We start from the raw sequence: 18,719 nt of genomic DNA, 5'->3' as shown, positions 1-18,719 counted from the left end.
TGCCGGATTTTCCCGGCTACGCAAAGAGCAATGGGCTTAGAAACGATGGTTGTATTGCACACCCAGCGTCACTGAGCTGATGTCGTAATTACCGCGTACCGTCGCCCCGTTTTGGTCTTTCTGGGCGATGGTTGAGTTTTTCAGATCAACATAAATCGCGGTGAGATCCACCGATTGGGTTGGAGTGAAGGCATAGTTAGCCCCCAGCGCCACCCAGACCCGATCGCTATCGGGAATACTAGCGATGCGGTTTTGATCATTTTCTGGCGCGTTGTCATAGGCCAAACCGCCGCGCAAAGTCCATTTCTCGGTCGGTTTGTAGCTTACGCCCACCGAGTAACGGCTGGTGTCATTCCAGTTGGTTGGGGTTACCGAATCAGCGGCACCATCAAGCTTGATGCGGATTTCATCAAAGCGTGAATGACGGGTCCAGGTGTAGTCAGCCATTACCGCCCATTGTTCATTGATTTGATGGAAGGCATTCAGCGAAAACGACTCAGGTGTTTCGACTTCCAGCGTGGCGGCTTTATTTTTCAGCTGGGCGTTCAGGCCTGCCTGAATCTGCCCACCGGCGGCGGCACCCAGAGCACTGCTGGCAAAATTCTGCGGCACCGTGAATTTGGCATCCCCTTCCAGCTTGTGTTTGATCGCCGAGCGATAGGCCACACCCACGCGAGTTGCGTCTGACAATTTAAACGTAGCGCCCAGATTGAAGCCGTAGCCGATATCGTCACCGGTGACTTCCGAGCTGCCGTCATATTGCGTTTTGCTGGCCAGCGCCCGCATCAGCGCACTACACGTTGCGGCAGGCACCGATTTACACGCGGTTGAGGCGGCCGAGAGACCCAGATCGAGCTGTTTAGCGAGCTTACCTTCGATGTACTGCACGCTCACGCCAGCCCCGATGGTCACCATATCGTTAAATTTATAGGCCACGCTCGGGTTCAGATTGAACGTCATCAGCGAGCTTTCGGTGGTGTTGTAGCGGCCCACCCAATCTTTGCTGTAATCGGTGTGCGAACCAAACGGCACAAACATCCCGACCCCGACCGTCCAGCGATCATCAATCTGATGCGTCAGATACATATGCGGTACTGGCGTGGCAACACCAAAGCTGCCGCCATTGCTGCCCGTCACCGCCATCCCCGCTGCATTGGTGGAATTGGTGTTAGTGAAATTACCATCCGGAATGATGTAGTTGAGCACCCCAGATACTTGCGTGCCTTCAACTTGCGACATGCCGGCCGGGTTATAAAACAACACGGAAGCATCGGTCAGGCCGGCGGCACCGGCATTGGCAAAGCCCTGGTTGGATGCGCTTTGCGTGCCAAAGTTGTAGCCCGAAGCCAGCGCTTGGCCAGCCAGCAGCGCTGAGCCGACGCCAATCAGTTGCAGTGAGCGGCAAATCGTTTTCATGTTGTTTCTCCAGTGTGTGGTACGCACATTCCCGCCAGTTGTACTGGCAGAGTTTCTATTTATTCAAAACATCCACGCGAAGATTGCAATTGGATGACGCTGCTAATATAGGCAACGCGGCTCAAACAATCGTTCGCTTGATCGCATCTGGGTCTGCGTGTTGTAGATGCGCATCAAAATCATCAACCATGATCACCTCGCGTTTCAGCCGGCGGGCACGGCTGACTTGCGCAAACTCGGCCTCGGTAATCAGCCCTTTGCTGAGGGCTTCTTGCAAACGCTCGCTACTGTTCAGGGTTTTAAGCTGCCCTTCGCGGCCGGCCCGGCGCAATTTGCTCTCGATGCCTTCGGTTTCAATCACGGCTTGCAAGGCGTATTCCAGTACCCCGACTGAATCAGCCTCATCGGCTGGGCGATACATGTATTGCACCAGACGATCACGAGCAGTCGATGGCTCCATCAGGCTACGGGCAATACGCGTGCCTACCCGATCGGCCGGCGCTTTCATGCTCATGCCCAGCGGGAACACCACGCGGCGAGCCAGCCATGCAACCAAGCGATTGGGGTGATTGGCCAAGAAGCCGTTCATTGCCTCTTGGCAGTCATACAGCGCCATTTCCACCGCCCAGCGTACAAACGGACGATCTTCTTTCGGCTCACCGTCATCATGGAATTTCTTCAGCGCTGCGGTAGCGATATACAGGTTGGACAGCATATCGCCCAAGCGCGCCGAGAGCTTTTCTTTGAATTTCAGGCTACCACCTAAGGTGCCCATACCGAGGTCAGCCAGGAAGGCAAAGGCACTGGAAAGCCGGACAATATCGCGGTAATTTTGGGCGGTCGGGCCATCTTTGGGCGCAGACACCAGCCGCGCTCCGGTCAAGCCCATCCAGCAGGCACGCACGGCATTCGAGATTGCAAAGCCAATATGCCCGATCACAGCGGCATCAAATGCGGCTAGATCTTTATTCATCGCCGCGCGCAGCTCTTTGAGTACAAAGGGATGGCAGCGAATCGCGCCCTGACCAAAGATGATCATGCTGCGCGTCAGGATATTCGCGCCTTCGACGGTGATCGCGACCGGCACAGCCTGATAGCCCAAGGCCAAGTAGTTGCGTGGACCAATACACACCGCTTTGCCGGCATGCACATCCATCGCATCATTGATGGTTTTGCGCATGCGTTCGGTATTGTGATATTTCAAAATCCCGGAGAGCACCGAAGGTTTTTCACCTAAATCCAATGCCGTCAGAGCTAGACGTTGCGCAGCATCCATTTGATAGGTGTAGCCACCAATCCGCCCGAGGGCTTCATCTACCCCTTCAAAGCGACCGATCGATAAACCAAATTGGCTACGGATGCGGGCATAAGCACCAGTGGTGTATGCGGCAAGCTTGCCCGAAGCCACCGACATGGCCGGCAGCGAGATACAGCGCCCAACTGACAAACACTCCACCAGCATGCGCCAGCCTTGGCCAATATAAGATTGTCCTCCGATAACCCAATCCATCGGGATAAAGACGTCCTTCCCCCAGTTCGGGCCATTCTGGAAAGTGCTAGTGCCCGGATAATGACGACGGCCAATGTTCACGCCTTGGTGATTGGTGGGAATCAGTGCGCAGGTAATACCCACATCGTCCTTGGTGCCGACCAGATGATCGGGGTCGTACAATTTGAACGCCAACCCAAGAATGGTGGCCACCGGCCCCAGCGTGATATAGCGTTTTTCCCAGGTCAGGCGAATACCCAGTACATTTTCATGCTGCTCGCCAGTACGTGGATCGGTATAGCTACCACGGCACACCACACCATAATCAGGAATCCCGCCAGCATCCGAGCCAGCTTCTGGGCTGGTAAGGGCAAAGCATGGAATTTCCTCACCCTTGGCTAGCCGCGGCAGATAGTAGTTTTTCTGCGCCTCGGTGCCATAGTGTTGCAGCAGTTCGCCTGGCCCCAGTGAATTGGGCACCATCACGGTCACGGCCGCGCTGCCTGAACGGGTGGCGATCTTGGTCACCACTCGTGCATGAGCGTAATTGGAAAACTCTTTGCCGCCATATTGCTTCTTGATAATCATGCCCAAGAAGCCCTGCTCTTTAATGAACTGCCACACCGCGGGCGGAAGATCTTTTTGCTCTTGGGTGATTTCCCAATCATTGAGCATGCGGCACAAATCTTCGGTCGGGCCGTTCAGAAAGGCTTCTTCTTCCGCAGAGAGCTTCGGGGCTGGGTAGCTATGCAGCTCTTTAAAGTCGGGCTTGCCGCTAAAGAGCTCACGATCCCACCACACCGTGCCAGCATCAATGGCCTCTTGCTCGGTTTGCGACATCGGCGGCGTAATCTTGCGGAACACGCCAAACAGCGGCCCCGTCAACAGCAAGCGGCGCAATGGCGCCACATTCAGCAGTACGGCCAAAGCCAGCAGACTATACAACCAGCCTGCAGCGGCATGGCCTGTAAAGACGGCATAGCCCGTTCCCAATATCACGAGGAGCGAGCTTAACCACAAGGGGGCCTGGCAATAGGCCAGCACACCCAACAACAGCACGACAGTCAACACACACACTAACACCGACATGATGCGCTCCTTGGCTTACAAATGGCTGGGGCCAGTCAGGCCCGCAGTAATAAACGGCAACAGCATATCCGCCACCAGCTGCGGATCACGCGAATTCACCATGGGCTGCGCCATAAACAGACGCAACACATGATTACCGGCAAACGCGTTAAACATCGCACTGGTCACAAAATGAAAACGCCAGGCCACTTCTGCGCTACTGAGATGCGGCAGCGCCCCTTCCAGCGCCAGCTGGTAGCGGCGCGTTAGATCGCCATAGCGTTGTGGCATTTTTTCTTTCAACACCGAATTCGGCTCCACATAGCTGCGGGCCAGCAGGCGCACAAACACCAAGCCGCCATGCTCTGGATTGCGCCCCATTTCTAGCGCCGCCGACAGAAAACTACTGGCGATCGCCATCGGATCTTTGATCGCTGGCGTTTTTTCTAGCTCGGTGAGCTTGCCCAGCGACAGACGCACAAAAGGCTCGGCACGACGCTCGAACACCGCCTGAAACAGCCCATCTTTGGAACCAAAGTAATAATTTACCGCGGCGATATTGACCTCGGCCGCTGCGGTGATCTGTCGCATCGACGTACCAGCAAAACCGTGTTCAATGAACAAAAGCTCGGCCGCATTTAAAATACGGGTCGCGGTATCCAGCGTTTTGCTGCTTTCCATCTTGGGACTCCGGTTTCCTGTAGTTGATCTAAATCAATTTCAAACGAGTGTTTGAAAATTAAAACTCGCCAGCACGCTTGTCAAGTAGCAAACCCTGAAATAGGGGTAATTGCTTAAGCCACCGTCACAGAGTTGCCACACTTATGATGGACGACCACTACAGCTAAAATCGCCGCCACCAATACCCCCCGCTTGTATTGATCTATAGCCCTTATCAAACAAGCATTTCAAGGCAATACAGGTATATAGCTTGCAACACGCGAGCAAGCAGTCTGCTGCAAAGCAGCAATTACAGTAGCCACAATCACCTCGTCTGCCACGCGCCAAGGCCGAAACCAGTACAGCATTAGGCTGGCAGCTACCTGTGTACTCTCCATCCAATTTTTGCAGCGCAAAAACGGCCAGAGAGGTAATTGAAAAAAAACTGTTACAGCCCACGACACCGTGGCGCAAAAATGCCACCCTGCGCGCGCCAAGCCGGCCAGCCGCCTGTGCTAAACTCGCGCCATCTGAATTACGGCCGCCACCATGTACGAATTTCTGATTGGCCTGCGCTACACCCGCACCAAACGCCGCAACGGCTTTATTTCCTTTATTTCATTGGTTTCAATGATCGGTATCGCGCTAGGCGTCGCAGCACTGATTATTGTGCTGTCGGTGATGAATGGTTTTCAGGAAGAAGTCCGCAATCGCATTTTGGGGATGGCCTCGCATATCACGATTAGTAGCGGTGGCAGCGCTTTGGTCGATTGGCAAAATGCCGCTCAAGTCGCGCAACAACACCCGCAAGTGATCGGCACCGCGCCGTATGTGCTGGGCCAGGGCTTATTCACCAATGGCTCGCAAGTCAAAGGAGTGTTGGTACGGGGCATAGACCCCGCCCAAGAAGGCCGGGTGAGTGAAGTGACGCAAAAAATGGTCGCCGGCAGCGCCGACAGCCTGCGCGCCGGTGAGTACTCGGTAATCTTGGGCTGGAATCTGGCGCAAGAGTTAGGCGTGACCTTGGGTGACAAAGTGACGCTGATTACCCCGCAAGGCCAGGTTACCCCGGCTGGGCTGATCCCACGCCTACGCCAGTTTACGATTACCGGCGTGTTTAAAGCCGATTACTATCCCTATGACGCCAATCTGGCGCTTATCCACCTACAAGATGCGCAGCGCCTCTATCGCACCGGCGATGGCGTAACCGGCGTGCGGGTGAAACTGGATGATTTATTTGCCGCCCGCCGCGTGGCGCAAGCCCTGAGCCAGCAGCTGCCCACGCTGATGGTGGCGGACTGGAGCCAAGAAAACCCCACCTATTTTCGCGCGGTGGAAATCGAAAAACGCATGATGTTTATCATCTTGACGCTGATTGTGGCCGTGGCAGCCTTTAATCTCGTCTCAACGCTGGTGATGGTGGTGACTGATAAACAAGCTGATATTGCCATCTTGCGCACCTTGGGCGCAGCGCCCGGCTCGATTATGAAGATCTTTCTGGTGCAGGGCGCAATGTCGGGCTTTATCGGCACGTTCACTGGTGTGGTGAGTGGCGTGCTGGTCGCGCTAAATATTGGCACCATCGTTCCCTTCATCGAGCGCATGCTCGGCGTGCGCTTTCTTTCGGCCGATGTGTATTTGATTACCGAATTACCGAGCAAAGTCATTCCTGGCGATGTCATCAGCATTGGCGTGATTTCGCTGCTGCTGTCTTTGCTGGCCACGCTGTATCCAAGCTGGCGAGCATCGCGGGTGAATCCGGTGGAGGCCTTGCGTTATGAATAAGCACCCCCAAAGCAACCCCGAGTGGGTATTACAGGCCAGCAGCCTCAGCAAAAGCTATCGCAGTGGCAAATTGAAGACGCCGGTGCTGCATAACATTGATTTTCGCCTCGCCCGTGGCGAAGTCGTGGCACTGGTTGGCGCCTCGGGTTCAGGCAAATCCACCTTGCTGCATTGCCTGGGCACGCTTGATCAGCCGGATAGCGGTCAGGTATTGCTGAATGGACAAGATCCATTTGTGCTGGGCGAGGCGGCTCGCGGGCAGTTACGTAATCAGGCGCTGGGCTTTGTGTATCAGTTTCATCACTTGCTGCCTGAATTTACCGCGCTAGAAAATGTGGCCATGCCGCTCATGATTCGCCGCCTGCCGCGCCGCGAAGCGCAAGCCGCCGCGCAGCAAATGCTGGAAGGCGTGGGCCTGGGCCACCGGCTGCATCACCAACCTGGTGAGCTATCAGGGGGCGAACGCCAACGTGCCGCGATGGCACGGGCCCTGGTTACCCAGCCGGCTTGCGTGCTGGCGGATGAGCCCACCGGCAATCTGGATCGCCAAAACGCCGGCGCGATTTTTGATTTGATGCTGGAATTAGCCCGCGACACCGGTACCGGCTTTGTGATCGTTACGCATGATCAAGAGCTGGCCAGCCGCTGTCAGCGCGCGGTGAAAATGCAGGATGGGCGTTTAGTCGATTAAGGCACACACCAAGGTATATACTTGAAGATCCTAGAAATAAAAGACCTCAAGGATATACCCCAACCCTATTCTCGTTGCCGGCGCATCTCATAGAGGCAAATGGCGGTGGCATGACCCACGTTGAGCGACTCAATCCCGGCCTGCATCGGAATCAAAATCTTATGTGTTGCCAAGCCCGCCAAGCCCGCACTTAAGCCCGCGCCCTCCGAACCCATCATCAGTAGCACCGAGCCGCGATAATCATTGCTGTACAAATCCCGCGCGCTAGGGTCTAGCAACGTCGCCACTTTGCTGCCGTCAAACGCGGCAACTAGCGCCGGTAAATCGGCCTGTGTTACGCAAGGCAAGACCGCCTGCGCCCCCATCCCGGCGCGCAAGACCTTGGGCGACCAAATATCCGCACATTGCGCGGATAGCCACACCTGCTCTACGCCGGCGGCATAGGCCGTGCGCAAGATCGCCCCGACATTGCCCGGGTCTTGCACCCCATCCAGCGCCAAGACAAAACCACTCGCCAACGCGGCAGGGGTTGTCGGGATGGCGGTCAAAGCCAAAATCCCGGTCGCGCTGGGTAAGTCGCTTAATTTGGCAAACAGTGCATCGGGCACCAGCAGGATGCGACAAGTAGCCCGCTGCGCGAGCTGTACAATCTCGGCAGATGCCTGGGCCGACTGACTCAGTACCAGCAAAGACAATGCATGCCCCGCGTCGAGCCAAGCCGCTACTAGATGCGTACCATCCAGCACCATTAAGCCGGTTTGACTACGTTCGCGCCGCGATTGGATGAGTTTGCCCAATTGTTTGAGCTGGCCATTTTGGGCCGAGGTGATCAGTTCCATGCAGAATTAGGCGGTATGACGACGGCGGGCATTATGCGCCAAAGCCCGGCTGGTGAGGGTACTAATTTGTTTAAAGTGCTGATATTGAAAGTCGCTCACCGGCTGATTGCCACCAGCATCGGCATACAGCAGCCCAACGGGCTTATCGCTCACGAAAATCGACATCGCCACAAACTGATCAGCCCCTAGCTGCTCGCTAAACTGGATAGGCAGCAGCGGCACATACTGCGCCAAGTTGCCGCTGTTGAGCCAGATTGAAGCGGGCTTTTGTAGCAACCGGGTAAACAGATGTTGTTCCTGCAAGGGGATCACCAGCTGACGCAGACCTTCGGTATGCTCGCCCTGCACATAGCGCATGCGCAGATTATTTTCCGCCGCCACAAACAAAGCAAAAGCGATCCGCCGCAAACCCAGCCCTTCGGCCAAGGCGCGGATCGCCAGCGACATCACTTGATTGGTCGGTGCGCCTTGCAAACCAGCCAGATGCAGCGCCTGCATGCGTTCTACTAGGATATCTTTACCCTGCTCTGCACTTGCCGGTGCAGCCGCCTGTGCAGCTTGCGGCCATTCACCCGGCTGCATCACCAGCCAACGGGCTGAAGAATAAAACGGGGCATTGGCCGGCAACCGCCGGGTTTGTCGCACGATACATTTGCACAAGGTGTTCCAAACTTCGCCGATTTCCTGCCCCAATACCGTAGCCATTGTCGCGAGCTGGGACTGGATATCCGGATCCCACCAGCCGCTCTCGAGCTTTTCGAGCACCGGAATCATGGCTTTGAACAAAACATAGCGTGGCGTAGGTGCGGTCATTTCGCCTACAAGCTCAATCACCACCGGCGGAAATTGCCAATGTTGTAACAATGCCGGAATATCGACCGCTTGCTGGCTGTGCTGCGGATCGAGCACTTTGGCCATTAAAGGCAAAATAGCGCGCAAAGTGAGTAATAGCGCAGCGGCCTGTACTTCATGCACTTTGGCGTCATAGCGCTGATCTGCCAGATCGCGGGCGACTCTGCGCAGCAATTGGGCATGAAACACCCATTTTTGCAGTAAGGCATATTCTTGCTGGCCATCCGGCAGCAAGACACTTTCGAGTGTAGCGTGGCGGCTAAAACGCTCCAGAAATGGCTCAACCCCAACCAGCAAGATAGCACTCTCAACCGAAGCGACATCGGCAGTTAAGCCCCCCTTCACCCGATCATTCACCAGACGTAATAACTGCGCAGTAAACAGCGGATCTTGCAAGACCACATCGGCGAGCTCCGCAGGCTTGACCCGATCAGCACGCTTGGCCATCCCGGCAATCTGATTGCGCGAGGCTTGCATAATGGGCAGTGGCTTGGCAAACCAAGCACTGGTAGCAGCGGCTACAGTTGCCATATCAATAATGATCCATCTTTCCAGTCGTTAAGCGGGATAGTGCGGCTTGGTTCGGCATGCGCCGTGCTAAATGAATTACTGAGCAAACAGCTACCCGGCTGCATTTGCGCTTGTGCTTGTTGCCAGACGTCATCCATCACCGCCGGTGAAAGATAGGCGTACACATAATCATAGTCAGAAAGGTCGAGCTGGCGATAATCCCGGCGCCACCATTTCACGCGACTGGGCAACGTGAGCTTGCCAATTAACCATAAGGGCCAGGCAATCTCGGTACCAAATAACTGTAAATCAGGGCGCTCTTTTGCCAAAAAGGCCAGCACGCGGCCATTGCCTGCGCCTATATCCAGAAAACGGCTATTGGGCGCCAGCTCTTGCGCCAAGGTCTGCAGCACCGCTTGTTCACTCAGAAACACTGGCACTCGGGTGCGCGCCGCCATTCCAAATAAAAACCAGCTCACCGCCAAAGCCAGCAAGTACATATAGGCTGGCAACTCCAGTAATTGGGCTATGAATATGAGCGGCAAAAACAGCAGGTGTATCCAGCGCCACCAAGGTTCAGCGTAATAGCGGCAGGCAAGGAAATACGCCACCACCAGGGCGAACCCGAGTGCCAATAGGCTTGGCAAATGCGCAGCCAGCAATACAAGCAAACACAAATAGGTAATCAGCTGGATGATGACGAAACGCGCCCAGCGATTAGCAAGAAGATTGCGCATGTTTATTGCGGCGCAGGAGCAGCTTCGCCAGGTGCCTCGGCCTGATCACCGGCTTGTTCACGGATATTGGTCTCCGCCTCTTTATTGAGCACCACAATGCTGATGCGCCGGTTGATCGGATTGTAAATATTGTCTTTATCCAGCGGAATGACATCCCCATAGCCGTTCACCCGCAGAATTTTCGCCGGATCTAAACCGCCAATAATCAATTCGCGGCGGGAGGCATTTGCGCGCTCAGACGAGAGTTCCCAATTGGTAAACCCCGCGGCACCACCGGCAAATTTACTGCTATCAGTATGCCCGGATAAAGAAACTGCATTAGGCACTTCATTGAGCAGCTGGGCGATTTCTTGCAAGATGCCGTGGGCAAAGGTTTCAAGCTCAGAGCTGCCCGATTTAAACATGGGGCGATTTTGCTCATCCACGATTTGAATGCGCAAACCTTCCGCCACCATATCTAGTTTGAGCTGATTTTTGTATTTGGCGAGCTCGGAGTTTTCCTTGATTTTATTATCCATCAAGGCTTCGAATTTCTGTTTCAACTCATTCAGCCGGCGCTTATCTTTAGCGGCCTCAGTCTGCGATGGGGGATCGCCTTTCTTAACTTGGCCAGCTTGCTTGGTGAGGTCATTGCCGCCACCTTGGATTACACTATCGGATGAACCTGAGCCTTCACCACCCGCATTGGCTACTTTCAAGGGATTCGCAAAGTAATCTGATACGCCTTTAAGATTACCCTTCGATACCGAGCCCAGTAGCCACATCAGCAGAAAGAAGGCCATCATTGCGGTTACAAAGTCGGCATAGGCGATCTTCCAGGCCCCGCCGTGGTGCCCGTGACCGCCTTTTTTGATTTTTTTTACAACTATGGGGCGCTGGGAATCATCGCTCATGCTTGCAACCTATTTCGCTCGTTACTTGCCTTTGGCGTTTTTAACAAACTCTTCCAGCTCTTTGAATGATGGCCGTTCGGTCGAACTTAGTGCTTTACGGCCAAACTCAACAGCCACCTGTGGTGCGTAGCCGTTCAGACTGGCGAGCAAGGTCGTTTTGATTGTGACCAGCACCTGGTGCATTTCAGCATTTTTGCCTTCAAGCACCGTCGCCAATGGGCCAACGAAACCGTAGGCCAGCCAAATCCCCATAAATGTCCCCACCAGCGCGGCACCAATCAATTTACCCAGCTCAGAAGGTGGCAGATGCAGGGAGCCCATTACGTGTACTACCCCCATTACCGCAGCTACGATACCGAATGCCGGCAAACCATCGGCCAACTTCGCCATCGCCGAGGCGGGACCTTCCGCTTCATGGTGGTGAGTATCGATTTCGACATCCATTAGATTTTCAATTTCAAACGGATTCAGATTCCCGCCGACCATTAAACGCAGGTAATCGCAGATAAACTCAGTAACATGATGATCGTGCGAGACTTTAGGGTATTTGGAAAAGATGGGGCTAGCATGGGGGTCTTCGACATCACCCTCAATCGACATCAGACCTTCTTTACGAACTTTTGCCAGCAACTCAAACATGCAGGCAAATAAATCCATGTAAAAGGCCTTGGAGTATGCAGAGCCTTTAAATACGGTGGGTAGCGCCTTTACGAAGGCTTTCATCCCTTTACCACCCTGAGCGGCAATCATCCCACCGATCGCACCACCAAAGATGATCACGATTTCAGATGGCTGCCATAGAACCCCCAAGTGGCCCCCATGCCATGCATATGCACCCAGAATACAGGTACACATGAATACATAACCGAGAATTACAAACATCCGATTTTGCCCTTGCCGAGGTTATAGTTTTACAGCATCTTCATATTAGAGTTGTGCATTGCAGTGAACAAGCCCTACACCCTTAAAACAAGACACCTTGTCGCAATACTGCACGCACAGGCGCAAATGTAGAGCGATGCGCGGGGCAGGCACCAAGCTGATTCAGTGCTGCTAGATGTGCGGCGGTGCCATAGCCTTTGTGCTTGGCAAAGCCATAACCGGGGAATTGCTGTTCAAGCGCTAACGCTTCGCTATCTTTGGCCACTTTGGCTAATACCGAGGCCGCAGAAATGGCTTGCACTTTAGCATCGCCTTGCACAATAGCTTCGGCGGGCACTGCTAGTTTAGGCACACGATTTCCGTCGATCAGCACCTTTGACGGTAAAACCCCCAAACCGGCCACTGCGCGTTGCATAGCCAGCATCGTGGCCTGCAGAATATTAAGTTCATCAATTTCAGCCACCGAGGCCTCTGCTACACACCAAGCAACGGCCTGCGCTTTGATTTGAACTGCCAATGCCTCGCGTTTTGAAGCACTTAGCTTTTTAGAATCGGTCAGACCCGAAATATGCAACCCATCCGGCAAAATAACCGCCGCAGCAAACACCGAGCCTGCTAATGGTCCACGGCCTGCTTCGTCCACACCGCAGAGCATTAACGGTTACCTAACATTTTATAAACTGCGGCAGCGGCTTTAGCGCCAGCATTACAACGCATACCCACGTGTAAATCGGTGAATGCTTGCTCAACTTGCTGTCTAAGGGACTTATCCAAAAGGTAATTACTCATCGATTGAGCTAGATTCTCTACCGTGGCTTCATCCTGTAAAAACTCTGGAATGACAAATCGCTTCGTAACGATATTGGGCAAGCTGACATAGGGCAGTAGGTACTTCCGCTTCACCAGCTTGTAAGTTAAATTGGAAAGCCGATATGCCACAACGGTTGGCTTTTTCGCCAACATCGCTTCAAGCGCGGCGGTACCAGACGCCAATAAAACTGCATCAGCAGCCACCATCGCTTCATGTGAGTGGCCAAACATAAGACGCCAATTCAGCTCTTGTGCCCCTTTTCGCCACATCGTCTGCTCAAAAATCAACCGAGTTTCACGGCTAACAAATGGCACCAAAAACGTAATCTTGGGAAAGCGTTCTGCCAAAACAAGCGCGGTATCGATAAACAACTCTGCCAGCGCGGCAACTTCGCGCTGCCGACTACCCGGTAAAATAGCCACGACTTCACCAACGGTAGGCAAATTCAGTACTTCTCTAACATTTGGCACGTTGATCTGCACAGCCATTTGGTCAGCCAAAGGATGGCCAACATAAGTGGAGGCAATACCTGCTTTGTCGTAAATCTCTTTTTCAAAGGGCAATAACAATAAGATATGATCAATTGCTGCCTTGATTTTTTTAATACGTTCAGGGCGCCATGCCCAGATCGAAGGGCTGACATAATGCATTGTTTTAATGCCACGGGCTTTTAAGCGCCGCGCCAAGCCGATATTAAAATCAGGCGCATCAATCCCGATAAATAAATCGGGCCGAGCATGAAGACAGGATTTAACGAGGCGCTTGCGTAAGCGCAGCAATTCAGGCAAATGCTTCAAAACCTCGACAATGCCACCTACCGATAGAGTTTCTAGCGGCTCAATTGTACGAGCGCCGTAGGATTGCATCTTCGGCCCCGCCACCCCCCAAAATTCAGCATTTGGGTAAAGCAGTTTAATTTCATCAATTAAAGATGCGCCAAGGGTATCGCCTGATGCCTCGCCAGCAACAATTGCAATTTTGGGCCACGCACCAGGGCTGAATTGAAACTCTGACATAGATTAACGAACAATACCGCGTTTTGAACGCGCAAAAAAGTCAATGAAGTCTTTGAGAGCAGGTTCGCTCTCAGCCAACAGGGTGATTTGCGAGACGGCCTCATCATAAGCCAAACCACTGCGATACAAGAGCTTATAAGCGGCCTTGACCGCTTTCATGCCTGCTTCGGTGAAACCACGACGCTTCATACCCTCTAGATTGAAGGCTCGTGCGACGGCACGATTACCCTCGCACATCACAAATGGGGGTAAATCCTGCACAATAATCGAACCGCCACCGGCCATAGCATGGGCACCAATCGTGCAGAATTGATGAACCGCAGTGAGTCCACCCAGAATAACGTGATTACCTAGATGCACATGACCAGCCAATGTTGCACCATTGGCAAGAATCACGTGATCGCCAACCACACAATCATGGGCGATGTGGGCATAGGCCATCACCCAATTATGACTGCCAACGGTAGTCACTCCTGAATCCTGAGCCGTCCCAGTCGAAACAGTGACACTTTGAAAGAAGGTGTTCTTATCGCCGATCACCAGCTGGGTGGGTTCACCAGCATATTTTTTGTCTTGCGGTTCACAACCGATCGCGGCAAATGAATAAAACCGATTGCCTTCACCAATTGTTGTGTGTCCCGCAATATTGCAATGCGAATCAATAATCGTATTGGCGCCAATTTTTACATTGGGACCAATCGTCGTGAAGGGGCCAACCCGAACACTTGGATCGATTTGTGCCGCGGGGTCAACCAAGGCCAGTGGATGAATCAAGCTGTTATTCTGCATACCCACTCATTAAACTTCGCGTTGTGCGCACATCAAGTCCGCTTCACAAGCTAGCTCGTCACCCACATAGGCCTTCGCTGTGTACTTCCAAATACCACGCATTGATTTGGTAATCTCAGCAGTCAGGATCAACTGATCGCCAGGCACTACTTGGCGTTTGAATCGTGCATTGTCAATGCCAGCATAAAACAGAATAGTATTCGCCGAAGGCGGCGGCTGAATCGTTTTGAAAGTCAAGACGCCAGCGGCCTGAGCCAAGGCTTCCAAAATCAGCACACCAGGCATTACCGGGTAACCTGGAAAATGCCCCTGAAAAAATGGCTCATTAATCGTCACATTTTTGATTGCCTTAACCGACTTGCCTGGCTCCAATTCCAGCACCCGATCCACTAATAGAAATGGATAACGATGAGGCAAATGCTGCATAATTTCATTGATTTCAATTGGAGTCACTTTGTTCTTCCTGTCCCTGTTTTGCAACCTGTTTCTCAAGCTGCTTTAAGCGTTTTGCAATTCCATCTAACTTACGTAGATGCACCATATTTTTTAGCCAATCAGCATGCGGCACGATGGGTACACCTGAAGCATACACTCCAGATTCATTAATGCTCGATGGCACACCGCTCCCCCCAAGAAGAGTAACGCCATCCGCAATTTTGAGATGCCCAGCAATCAGAGCGCCACCACCAATCATACAATTACGGCCGATCTCAGCGGAGCCCGCGATAGCAGCACAAGCAGCAATCGCAGTGTTTCGCCCAATCTTGACATTGTGTGCGACCTGAATTTGGTTATCTAAACGCACACCGGATTCAATCACCGTATCATCAAGTGCACCGCGATCAATCGTTGTGTTAGCACCAATTTCGACATTGTCCCCAATAATTACTCTACCTATCTGGGGAATACGCTCCCAATGATCACCAGCCCAAGCATTACCGAAGCCATCTGCACCAATTACTGCACCGGAGTGCACTACACAGTCATCTCCAATTTGGGTTTCAGGATAAATAACTACTTTGGGATAGATAATCGTATTTAAGCCAATAGTCGAGCCAGCTCCGATGAAAGAACCGGCCTTTATCTGCACTGCATTCCCAAGAACAACCCCGGACTCAATGACTACATTTGGGCCAATTTCAATCTCATAGGGTAACGCAACATTATTGGCGATGACCGCAGAGGGGTGCACTCGATTTTGACATACAGGCAATGGATTAAAGTAAGCCGAGACACGAGCAAAAGCCAAAAGCGGATTATTGCAAACGATATAGCTTAGATCTGAAGGTAATTCATCACATTTTTTAACAATAACAGCCCGAGCATTTGAGTCTAGCAATTCTCGAGCCTTTTTAAGATCACCTAAGAAGGTCAAATGCAACTCTGTAGCACTATTTAAAGAGGCGACACCAGCAACTTCGCGATCAAGACCGACTAAAACCCCACCCACTATCTTAGCTAAAGCAGACAACCTAATGCCAGTACTCATCATTTATCAACCAATTGTTTCAGCACTTTATCCGTAATATCTAGCCGTGGGTTTCGGTAGACCGCATCTTGAAAAATAGCATCAAACTTTTCTGCCTCTGCGATTGATTTAATTGCAGAATTTACTCTCTCTTGCAAACCAGATAATTCTTCATTGCGCCGAGCATTCAAATCTTCATTAATTTCACGCTGCATTCGCTGAAAATCTTGATTTAACTTTAAAAGCTCACGCTCTTTTACGCGCCGATCATTTTCAGACAATGCACCCTTATCTAGCAACTGCTGCAAAGATTTACCCAGCAAAGATATCTTTTGTAATTCAATCCGGCGGGGCTCAAATTCTTTTTCAATTTTCTTAGCTGCCCGAACAGCTGGTGCTGCTTCCCTGAGTATCCGCTGTGTATCCACAAAGCCAATTTTTGTATCCGCGATAGCCAAACAGCTCAACCACAACAGGAAGAATGCCAATAACATACGTAGTTTCACAGCAAAAACTCCTAGAACACCTGACCCAGTTGAAATTGAATGCTCTGCGTCTTATCACTTGCCTTTGAATTAAAAGGCTTTGCCCAAACCAATTTCATTGGCCCAACAGGTGAAATCCAAGTAAAACCAACCCCAGCAGAATACCGCAAATCCGTCAAGTTGAATAAATGTGCATCACCCCACACATTACCGACATCAAAAAAGGCACTGATGCGCATGGACTTGTCGTCTTTCATCCCTGGCAAAGGTGAGTAGAGCTCAAAGTTATTAACAAATCGAGACGTTCCACCAAATGCATCGCCATTTTCATCCTTAGGGCCTAATGATGATGACTTATAACCACGCACAGAGTTCACACCACCTGCATAGTAGTTTTTATAAAAAGGTAACTCATCACCAGCATATCCATCTGCGTAGCCCATCTCAACGTTCCACATCAACGTCACAGTAAAATCACGCCCCATAGAATAAAAATACTGACTTTGGGCATTAGCCTTGTAAAAAGTAATATCAGACAGTGGCGTAGCTACTTCTACTGTACCACGCCGATACCAACCGTAAGTTGGGAAAACCATGGAATTTCTAGAGTCTGCGGACCAATTTGCACTTATAGAATAGGTATCTGATACCGTACCATATCTTTTAATATGATCTAGGACATACTTCGGAGAATTTGAATTCGTAGAAATTTTCAGATTTTCATAATCCAGACCAAGTCCTATTGAATTATAGTCTGAGGTTGGCATGCCAAAACTAAGGTTAACCCCTTTCGCATTGGTTGAGTAATCCCCTAAATCCAGTTCATCTGGGGTTGTTTTACGCTGATAAATACTCCAACCAAAACTCACACCATCAGTCGTAGCATAAGGGTTTCGCATTGAGGCAGAATAAGTTTTCTGAGATGAACTGGTATTCAGTTCAGCCGAGAAACGTTTCCCTGTACCTAAGAAATTATTCTGTGAAACTGACACCTGCAACAACATACCATCGGATTGACCATAACCAACACCAAAATTGAAGTTACCTGTTTTTTGCTCAACTACGTTAACATTCATGTCAACTTGATCCACCGCATCAGCCACGATCGGGGTCTCAACATTAACCTCTGAAAAATAACCCAGTTGCTGTAGACGCTCTTTTGAGCGCTTAATCCTCGACTGATCGTATTCAGCCGCTTCCATTTGGCGCAACTCACGGCGAATAACTTCATCACGGGTAATATTATTACCATCAATATTAATTCTCCGGATACTAACCTTTTTACCAGCGTCGACCATGAAGTTAATCTGCACTGTTTTTCTGTCTTCATTTAATTCAGGTATGGGATTGATATTAGCAAATGCATACCCCTGATTAGCCAGCGTATTTGATATCTCTGCAGCTATCTTATTAATGGTTTCGCGTGAATAAATCTCACCTACACTCAGACTATCAAGTGCACCTTTGAGCGATTCTTGAAATTCGGGAGCGGCAGCAATCAAAGTTACCCCAGAAATCTTATACTGAGCACCCTCTCGAATATTCACAGTCAGAAACACATCCATCTTGTCTTCTGACAAAGAGACATTAGTTGATTCGATATTAAATTTCAGATAGCCATTGTTAAGATACAAGGACTTAATGGCTTCCAGATCTGCACCGAATTTTTGCTTGGAGTATTGGTCGGTTTTGGTATACCACGTCATCCAACCCCCCAAGGTCAGCGACATCGCATTTTGCAGTTCGCTGTCGGTATATACGGTGTTGCCAACAAAGTTGATCCCTTTAATGCGGGCGACATCGCCTTCTTTGATGTCGATCTGAATACCAACTCGATTACGGTCCAACTTAGTTACCGTCGGCACAAGCTCCACGGTATAGCGCCCGCGTGCATAGTATTGCTGCTTTAATTCATTGATGGCATTAGTCAGTACTTCTTGCTGAAAAATCTTACCCTCAGCCAGATTTTGTGATTTGAAGGCGGTTTTAACCTGATCTTTTTCGATCAGTTTGGCGCCGTTGATATTGATCTGTGAAATTGTAGGCCGTTCATCCACGGTCACTACCAGCACATCTTGCTCAGCCTCAATCCGGACGTCGTCAAAAAAACCGGTCGCAAACAGGCTGCGAATGGCTTCGCTGGCTTTCGCATCATCAAAGCGCTCGCCCACTTTAACGCCTAAGTAATTGAATACCGTACCGGCATCAGTACGCTGCAGACCTTCTACGCGGATATCTCGCACAGTGAAGGCATCAAATGCCCATGCATTCAGCGACACAGTAGTGAGTGCCGCGGTAAGCAGCATATACATCGGTTTCAATTTCATG

The 18,719-nt window shown here is 51.4% G+C and carries 17 protein-coding genes; 2 read left to right on the top strand and 15 right to left on the bottom strand.

Features of this window, described 5'->3' with window-relative positions; genetic code table 11:
• Positions 1 to 36 precede the first annotated feature (36 nt).
• The 3 genes from G482_RS0104035 to G482_RS20805 form a co-directional block, all read right to left on the bottom strand.
• Positions 37 to 1,416 (bottom strand): OmpP1/FadL family transporter, encoded by a 1,380-nt coding sequence (locus G482_RS0104035; protein WP_028448956.1) that lies wholly within the window; start codon positions 1,414 to 1,416, stop codon positions 37 to 39.
• 121 nt (positions 1,417 to 1,537) lie between these two features.
• Positions 1,538 to 3,994, bottom strand: a complete 2,457-nt coding sequence (locus G482_RS0104030; RefSeq protein ID WP_028448955.1) for an acyl-CoA dehydrogenase — start codon at positions 3,992 to 3,994, stop codon at positions 1,538 to 1,540.
• Between the two features lie 15 nt (positions 3,995 to 4,009).
• Positions 4,010 to 4,654: a TetR/AcrR family transcriptional regulator gene (locus G482_RS20805; RefSeq protein WP_028448954.1), complete on the bottom strand. Its 645-nt coding sequence runs from the start codon at positions 4,652 to 4,654 to the stop codon at positions 4,010 to 4,012.
• Positions 4,655 to 5,182: 528 nt separating this feature from the next.
• Between G482_RS20805 and G482_RS0104020 the strand changes: the two genes are divergently transcribed.
• On the top strand, positions 5,183 to 6,418 hold the full coding sequence (locus G482_RS0104020; protein WP_034618720.1) for a lipoprotein-releasing ABC transporter permease subunit: 1,236 nt from the start codon (positions 5,183 to 5,185) through the stop codon (positions 6,416 to 6,418).
• A complete protein-coding gene (gene lolD, locus G482_RS0104015; protein ID WP_028448952.1) occupies positions 6,411 to 7,109 on the top strand; it encodes a lipoprotein-releasing ABC transporter ATP-binding protein LolD in 699 nt (232 codons plus the stop codon). The genes G482_RS0104020 and lolD overlap by 8 nt, the downstream gene beginning before the upstream one ends.
• 65 nt (positions 7,110 to 7,174) lie before the next feature.
• Here the strand turns inward: lolD and G482_RS0104010 are convergent, their stop codons facing one another.
• The 12 genes from G482_RS0104010 to bamA all read right to left on the bottom strand — a co-directional run bounded on the left by G482_RS0104010 (position 7,175) and on the right by bamA (position 18,718).
• The gene (locus tag G482_RS0104010; protein WP_028448951.1) at positions 7,175 to 7,948 is read right to left on the bottom strand and encodes a TrmH family RNA methyltransferase; all 774 of its coding nucleotides are present in this window, start codon (positions 7,946 to 7,948) and stop codon (positions 7,175 to 7,177) included.
• 6 nt (positions 7,949 to 7,954) lie between these two features.
• The gene (locus tag G482_RS0104005; protein ID WP_028448950.1) at positions 7,955 to 9,331 is read right to left on the bottom strand and encodes an HDOD domain-containing protein; all 1,377 of its coding nucleotides are present in this window, start codon (positions 9,329 to 9,331) and stop codon (positions 7,955 to 7,957) included.
• Entirely contained in the window at positions 9,319 to 10,047 is a 729-nt protein-coding gene (locus G482_RS17215; RefSeq protein ID WP_051258698.1) for a class I SAM-dependent methyltransferase, read from the bottom strand. The genes G482_RS0104005 and G482_RS17215 overlap by 13 nt, the downstream gene beginning before the upstream one ends.
• A 2-nt stretch (positions 10,048 to 10,049) precedes the next feature.
• Complete coding sequence (motB, locus tag G482_RS17210; protein ID WP_051258697.1) at positions 10,050 to 10,940, bottom strand: flagellar motor protein MotB; 891 nt, start codon at positions 10,938 to 10,940, stop codon at positions 10,050 to 10,052.
• Positions 10,941 to 10,961: 21 nt separating this feature from the next.
• Positions 10,962 to 11,822, bottom strand: a complete 861-nt coding sequence (gene motA, locus G482_RS0103990; protein ID WP_028448949.1) for a flagellar motor stator protein MotA — start codon at positions 11,820 to 11,822, stop codon at positions 10,962 to 10,964.
• An 82-nt stretch (positions 11,823 to 11,904) separates the two neighbouring features.
• Positions 11,905 to 12,477 carry a ribonuclease HII gene (gene rnhB, locus G482_RS0103985; RefSeq protein ID WP_034618716.1) on the bottom strand — a complete coding sequence of 191 codons (573 nt, stop codon included), beginning with the start codon at positions 12,475 to 12,477 and terminating at the stop codon, positions 11,905 to 11,907.
• Positions 12,477 to 13,649 carry a lipid-A-disaccharide synthase gene (gene lpxB / locus G482_RS0103980; protein WP_034618713.1) on the bottom strand — a complete coding sequence of 391 codons (1,173 nt, stop codon included), beginning with the start codon at positions 13,647 to 13,649 and terminating at the stop codon, positions 12,477 to 12,479. Before lpxB ends, rnhB begins: the two co-directional genes overlap by 1 nt.
• 3 nt (positions 13,650 to 13,652) lie before the next feature.
• Positions 13,653 to 14,438: an acyl-ACP--UDP-N-acetylglucosamine O-acyltransferase gene (gene lpxA, locus G482_RS0103975; RefSeq protein ID WP_028448946.1), complete on the bottom strand. Its 786-nt coding sequence runs from the start codon at positions 14,436 to 14,438 to the stop codon at positions 13,653 to 13,655.
• A 9-nt stretch (positions 14,439 to 14,447) separates the two neighbouring features.
• Positions 14,448 to 14,891 carry a 3-hydroxyacyl-ACP dehydratase FabZ gene (fabZ, locus tag G482_RS0103970; protein WP_255350775.1) on the bottom strand — a complete coding sequence of 148 codons (444 nt, stop codon included), beginning with the start codon at positions 14,889 to 14,891 and terminating at the stop codon, positions 14,448 to 14,450.
• The gene (gene lpxD, locus G482_RS17205) at positions 14,878 to 15,930 is read right to left on the bottom strand and encodes a UDP-3-O-(3-hydroxymyristoyl)glucosamine N-acyltransferase (RefSeq protein WP_034618705.1); all 1,053 of its coding nucleotides are present in this window, start codon (positions 15,928 to 15,930) and stop codon (positions 14,878 to 14,880) included. Before lpxD ends, fabZ begins: the two co-directional genes overlap by 14 nt.
• Positions 15,927 to 16,412, bottom strand: a complete 486-nt coding sequence (locus tag G482_RS0103960) for an OmpH/Skp family outer membrane protein (RefSeq protein ID WP_245575238.1) — start codon at positions 16,410 to 16,412, stop codon at positions 15,927 to 15,929. Before G482_RS0103960 ends, lpxD begins: the two co-directional genes overlap by 4 nt.
• A gap of 11 nt (positions 16,413 to 16,423) precedes the next feature.
• Positions 16,424 to 18,718 carry an outer membrane protein assembly factor BamA gene (gene bamA / locus G482_RS0103955; protein WP_028448943.1) on the bottom strand — a complete coding sequence of 765 codons (2,295 nt, stop codon included), beginning with the start codon at positions 18,716 to 18,718 and terminating at the stop codon, positions 16,424 to 16,426.
• Position 18,719 lies beyond the last annotated feature (1 nt).

The organism is Chitinibacter tainanensis DSM 15459, from assembly GCF_000429785.1.
GTDB classification, from domain to species: Bacteria; Pseudomonadota; Gammaproteobacteria; order Burkholderiales; family Chitinibacteraceae; genus Chitinibacter; species Chitinibacter tainanensis.
This window is presented reverse-complemented; position numbering and strand designations above follow the sequence as displayed.

Coding starts and splice junctions, on each gene's coding strand:
- G482_RS0104035 (WP_028448956.1), bottom strand. CDS start 1,416: ATGAAAACGATTTGCCGCTCACTGCAACTGATTGGCGTCGGCTCAGCG.
- rnhB (WP_034618716.1), bottom strand. CDS start 12,477: ATGCTCTGCGGTGTGGACGAAGCAGGCCGTGGACCATTAGCAGGCTCG.
- G482_RS0104030 (WP_028448955.1), bottom strand. CDS start 3,994: ATGTCGGTGTTAGTGTGTGTGTTGACTGTCGTGCTGTTGTTGGGTGTG.
- lpxD (WP_034618705.1), bottom strand. CDS start 15,930: ATGATGAGTACTGGCATTAGGTTGTCTGCTTTAGCTAAGATAGTGGGT.
- G482_RS0104020 (WP_034618720.1), top strand. CDS start 5,183: ATGTACGAATTTCTGATTGGCCTGCGCTACACCCGCACCAAACGCCGC.
- G482_RS0104005 (WP_028448950.1), bottom strand. CDS start 9,331: ATGGCAACTGTAGCCGCTGCTACCAGTGCTTGGTTTGCCAAGCCACTG.
- G482_RS0104010 (WP_028448951.1), bottom strand. CDS start 7,948: ATGGAACTGATCACCTCGGCCCAAAATGGCCAGCTCAAACAATTGGGC.
- bamA (WP_028448943.1), bottom strand. CDS start 18,718: ATGAAATTGAAACCGATGTATATGCTGCTTACCGCGGCACTCACTACT.
- motB (WP_051258697.1), bottom strand. CDS start 10,940: ATGAGCGATGATTCCCAGCGCCCCATAGTTGTAAAAAAAATCAAAAAA.
- lpxB (WP_034618713.1), bottom strand. CDS start 13,649: ATGTCAGAGTTTCAATTCAGCCCTGGTGCGTGGCCCAAAATTGCAATT.
- lolD (WP_028448952.1), top strand. CDS start 6,411: ATGAATAAGCACCCCCAAAGCAACCCCGAGTGGGTATTACAGGCCAGC.
- G482_RS20805 (WP_028448954.1), bottom strand. CDS start 4,654: ATGGAAAGCAGCAAAACGCTGGATACCGCGACCCGTATTTTAAATGCG.
- G482_RS17215 (WP_051258698.1), bottom strand. CDS start 10,047: ATGCGCAATCTTCTTGCTAATCGCTGGGCGCGTTTCGTCATCATCCAG.
- lpxA (WP_028448946.1), bottom strand. CDS start 14,438: ATGCAGAATAACAGCTTGATTCATCCACTGGCCTTGGTTGACCCCGCG.
- motA (WP_028448949.1), bottom strand. CDS start 11,822: ATGTTTGTAATTCTCGGTTATGTATTCATGTGTACCTGTATTCTGGGT.